The following is a 4,251-nucleotide window of genomic DNA, read 5'->3' as shown; positions in this document are numbered from 1 at the left end:
CAGCCGGCCGCCACGGCCCGCTCCAGCGCCGCCGCCGACAGGTCGAACGCGCTGACGTGATGCTGGGCCTTGGCCTGGTTGGCGGCCATGCCGCCGCCCATGTTGCCCAGGCCGATGAAGGCGATGCGGGTCATTGGAGCGTCTCCTCGCTGTGCGCGACCGTTCAATCGGCCGGCTTTATGTCCAGATGTAGGTGGTCGTCGTGCCGGGCGGCGCGGCAGCCCTGGAAGCGGACCATGTCCACGCCTGGCGCCCAACGCTGCTTCAGATGAGGTTCGATCAGGATCTTGCGCACGCCCAACTCACGGCCATCGGTCGTCAACCATCGCAGCATCGCCGCCATGCGCTCGGGATCGGCTCGGCGTGTGACCCGCGACTGGAGCCCGGCGAAATCCCAGCGCAGGTTCAGCCGAGAAGGATTCGCGCAGGGCCGAAGCTCGCCAGGGCGCGGCGCCTCGTAGGCCCAGTAGCCAATCGGGCTGGCGGCGCCATCGAGCACCGTCCGGCCGTCATGCTCACGATAGAAATAGGCCAGGTCGATCTTCAGACCGTCGCGGTGCGACAGGTGCGGCATCAGTGGAAAGCCGTCGAGGAACGGAAACCCCGCATCGAGGTAGCGGGTCGTGGTTCCAGGAAACTCCAACGCCATCCGATCGGCCAAGGCGGAGACCACCGCCTTGGCCCGAGGGCGGGCGTAGGTCCGATTGAGTGCGCACAGCAGAGGATTGATCGCGCCATACGGCTGGTCGCGCCGCGCGAAGCACGGCAACCGCTCGCGCCCAAGCGCCTTGGCCGCCGGGGGGACGATCAAGGTCGTCGTCGCCGCATAGGCCAACAGGAAGACAATCGTTGCGATCCCGAACGACCAGCGCCGCGCCCTGCCGATGCCCGCGACGGCCAGCAGCACGATCCCGCCCACCTGGGTCAGGATCGTCAGCAGAACCGCGCCCCCTAGCAGCGCGACGAACTTGGCGCCGCGCCGCCAGGGGTTTGGCATTTACCGCCCGCCCGCCGGCTTGCGGAACTTGTAGATGAACTGGTCGGTCTTGCCGCGGATCGACGGGTCGAAGACGCTGAGATTGCGCTTGTCGCCGCTGTCACGCAGCACGCGGCTTTCTCCCTCGAAGATGAAGCCGGCGGCGGTGACTTCCGCCTTCACCGCGGCGGGGTCGATGCGGTGCAAGGTCTCGGTGTCGCGAAGGCCCGAGCCGGCCTCGGCCGCGTGGTCGAGCACCAGATAGACGCCGCCCGGCTTCAGCGCCTTGAACACCTGGCGGTTGACCACCGACAGGTCGGCCGGCCCCATGAACTTGTCGTGCATGTCGTGATAGTTCTGGGCCGTGAACACCAGGTCCAGCTTCTCCGGCGTGGCGAAGTTCGGCAAGGTGTTGAGGATCACCGACACGTTGCGATAGTTCGGATCGGCGGCGATCGCCTTCACCGCCGGCTCGCGCTTGGCCAGCTTGGTCAGTTCGTCGGGCACATAGGCGTAGACATGGCCGCGGGGCCCGACGGCCTTGGACAGGATACGGGTGAAGTAGCCGCCGCCGGGGATCAGGTCGGCGACCTTGGCACCCGGCTTGACGCCGGCGAAGGCCAGGACCTGGCCGGGCAGGCGCAGTTCGTCGCGCACCATGTCGGCGGCCGGGCGGGCCGGATCGGACAGCGCCGCAGTGATGTTGGCGGGAACCGCGGCGGGCGCGTCGGCCGGCGGCGGCGGCGGCGCCATGGGGCCCATCGGAGTCGTGGCGCAGGCGGTCAGGGTGAGCGCGGCGACGAGGCTGAGTAGCGGCTTACGCATGGTATTCCTTCCGACGAACATCTTCTTCTTGCCGACAAGCTAGCGCAGCGGAGACGCTACGTCAGCGGCGTCCATTCCTGATCGCTCGGCAGAGGCGCGAAAATCTCGTCGAGCATCGCGTCGCTAACGTCTTCAAGCTTGGCTGGATCCCAGCGCGGGGCGTTATCCTTGTCGATGATCACCGCGCGCACGCCCTCGATGAAGTCGTGCCTCTGAACCACGCGGGCCCCGATGCGGTATTCCATGACCATGTTGTCGGCGAAATCGGTCAGGGCCGCGCCCGTCTCGAGCTGGCGGAAGGCCACCTTCAGGGTCTGGGGCGACTTGGTCTTCAGCACCGCCAGCTGGGCCTTGCCCCAGTCGCTGCTGTCGGCCTCCAGGAACTCGAAGATCTGCTCGACGCTGTCGCCGACGAACAGGCGGTTGAGGTCCAGCTCGGTGCTGACCAGCGGGGCCTTGCCGGCGTCGGCGCGGTACTTCTTCAGGGTGTCGTCGATGCGGCGCGGGTCGGCGACGATCGCCTTCTTCAGGCCCTCGACGGCCCCGAACTCGACGAAGTGGGTGGCGATGCCCAGGCGCAGGCAGTCGGCGCCCTTGATCCGCGCCCCGGTCAGGGCCAGCCACAGCCCGGCCTTGCCCGGCAGGCGCGGCAGGTACCAGCCGCCGCCGACGTCGGGGAACAGGCCGATGCCGGTCTCGGGCATGGCGTAGGTCGTGCGCTCGGTGGCGATCCGGTAGTGGGCCGGCATCGAGATCCCGACCCCGCCGCCCATCACCACCCCGTCCATCACCGCCACCACCGGGGTCTCATAGGTGAACAGCAGGTGGTTCAGCTGGTACTCGGTGTGGAAGAAGGCCCGGGCCTCCTTGCCGTCGCCCGCCCCGCTGTGGGCCAGCATGCGGATGTCGCCGCCGGCGCAGAAGCCGCGCTCGCCGGCATGGTCGATGATGACCATGTAGATCTCGGGATCTTCCTGCCAGTCCAGCAGGGCGCCGATCATGATCTCGCACATGGTCTGGGTCAGGGCGTGCAGCGCCTGAGGCCGGTTCAGGGTCAGGCGGCCGACGTTCTTCTGAACACGGACGAGGACTTCGGGCTGGTCGTTCATGCGAGGTCCTTGACGGGTTCGAGGTCTTCGACCGGTTCGCAGGCGAAGCGGTCGAGCTGGCCGGCGCTCAGCCGGTAGAGGGCGTCCTGTGGCACGTCCAGTTCCAGGATGGCCTCGCGCGGCAGACCCGCATAGGCGCCGCGCAGCAGCCGGCCCGCGATGCCATGGCTAACGACGATCAGCCGCCGCTCGGGCTCTGGCGCCTGCTCGGACAGCCAACCAGCCACCCGCGCCATCACCTGGTCGTAGGTCTCGCCACCCGGCGCCGCGAAAAACCAGGTCTTGTCGCGGAAAAGCTCCGGATCCTCGCGGGCCAGGTCGGCGCGCAGCCGGCCCTCCCATTCGCCGACGGTCAGCTCCATCAGCCGGTCGTCGAATTCGACGGGCAGGCCCAGCCTGGCGCCGATGATCCCGGCCGTGTCCCTCGCCCGTCGCAGCGGGCTGGCGACGATGCGCCAGGGCGCCGGCGGATCCCTGACGATCAGGTCGTGCAGCAGGTCGCCCATCGCCGCCGCCTGCCGTCGGCCCAGCGGCGTCAGGTCGGACTCCATCTGCCCCTGCAGGCGATGCTCGCGATTGAACGCGGTCTGGCCGTGGCGGCAGAGATAGATCACGAGGCGTTTCCCCAAGCTCCGAAGGCGCTCGACATAGTCCGGAACGCCGTCGATGTCGCCTCGTCTCGACGCCCTACGACCGCAGCGGGACACCTGTCCGTGCATTTTTGCTGGCCATGACGCCGCATGGCCGGTAACGGCGCGGTATGATCGAACCCCACTCCTCCGGCGGCTACATCCTGGAAGAACTCGCCGTCGGGATGGTCGCCGAAAAGCACGTCGCCATCACCGAAGAGCGCATCCAGAAGTTCGCCGAGGCCTCGGACGACTTCAATCCCGTGCACATGGACGAGGCCTTCGCGTCCAAGACCGCCTATCGCGGCCGGATCGCCCACGGCCTGTTGTCGGCCTCGTTCGGGTCCGCCCTGGTCGGCACCATCCTGCCGGGCGCGGGTGCGATCTATCTGGCCCAGACCCTGGCGTTCCACAGGCCCGTGCGCATTGGCGACGTCGTGGTCTCCCGCGTCACCATCGCCGCGATCGACGAGGTGAGCGCGCGGGTGACGCTGCGCTGCGAAGGCTTTGTCGGCGACGACCTGATAATGGACGGCGAAGCCACCGTCCGCGTTCCGCGTCGCCGCCGCGCCAAGACCTGACACCCGGCGCTACTGCCGGAACATCTCGCGGGCGATGATCACCCGCATGATCTCGTTGGTGCCTTCCAGGATCTGGTGCACCCGCAGGTCACGGACGATGCGCTCCAGCGGATAGTCCTGCAGGTAGCCGT

At 68.1% G+C, this 4,251-nt stretch carries 7 protein-coding genes; 1 reads left to right on the top strand and 6 read right to left on the bottom strand.

Annotated features, from left to right (window positions below):
* From PMI01_RS26355 to PMI01_RS04600, 5 genes are all read right to left on the bottom strand, one after another.
* Window positions 1–134, bottom strand: a 134-nt coding sequence (locus PMI01_RS26355; protein WP_007663771.1) for an NAD(P)-binding domain-containing protein, incomplete at its 3' end; no start/stop codon positions are given.
* A 29-nt stretch (window positions 135–163) separates the two neighbouring features.
* Complete coding sequence (locus PMI01_RS04615; RefSeq protein WP_007663769.1) at window positions 164–997, bottom strand: hypothetical protein; 834 nt, start codon at window positions 995–997, stop codon at window positions 164–166.
* Complete coding sequence (locus tag PMI01_RS04610) at window positions 998–1,801, bottom strand: class I SAM-dependent methyltransferase (RefSeq protein WP_007663768.1); 804 nt, start codon at window positions 1,799–1,801, stop codon at window positions 998–1,000.
* A gap of 56 nt (window positions 1,802–1,857) precedes the next feature.
* A complete protein-coding gene (locus PMI01_RS04605; protein ID WP_007663766.1) occupies window positions 1,858–2,910 on the bottom strand; it encodes an enoyl-CoA hydratase/isomerase family protein in 1,053 nt (350 codons plus the stop codon).
* Window positions 2,907–3,524 (bottom strand): histidine phosphatase family protein, encoded by a 618-nt coding sequence (locus PMI01_RS04600; protein WP_007663764.1) that lies wholly within the window; start codon window positions 3,522–3,524, stop codon window positions 2,907–2,909. Before PMI01_RS04600 ends, PMI01_RS04605 begins: the two co-directional genes overlap by 4 nt.
* Before the next feature lie 146 nt (window positions 3,525–3,670).
* On the opposite strand from PMI01_RS04600, the gene PMI01_RS04595 reads away from it, so the two are divergent.
* Window positions 3,671–4,120: a MaoC family dehydratase gene (locus PMI01_RS04595; protein ID WP_007663762.1), complete on the top strand. Its 450-nt coding sequence runs from the start codon at window positions 3,671–3,673 to the stop codon at window positions 4,118–4,120.
* Window positions 4,121–4,129: 9 nt separating this feature from the next.
* Here PMI01_RS04595 and PMI01_RS26350 read toward each other — a convergent pair.
* Window positions 4,130–4,251 (bottom strand): acyl-CoA dehydrogenase family protein (locus PMI01_RS26350; RefSeq protein ID WP_007663759.1); only part of this gene is annotated, 122 nt, incomplete at its 5' end.

The organism is Caulobacter sp. AP07 (genome assembly GCF_000281955.1).
Classification (GTDB): domain Bacteria; phylum Pseudomonadota; class Alphaproteobacteria; order Caulobacterales; family Caulobacteraceae; genus Caulobacter.
Note: the sequence above shows the minus strand (reverse complement) of the source record. Positions and strands in the feature narration are given on the sequence as shown.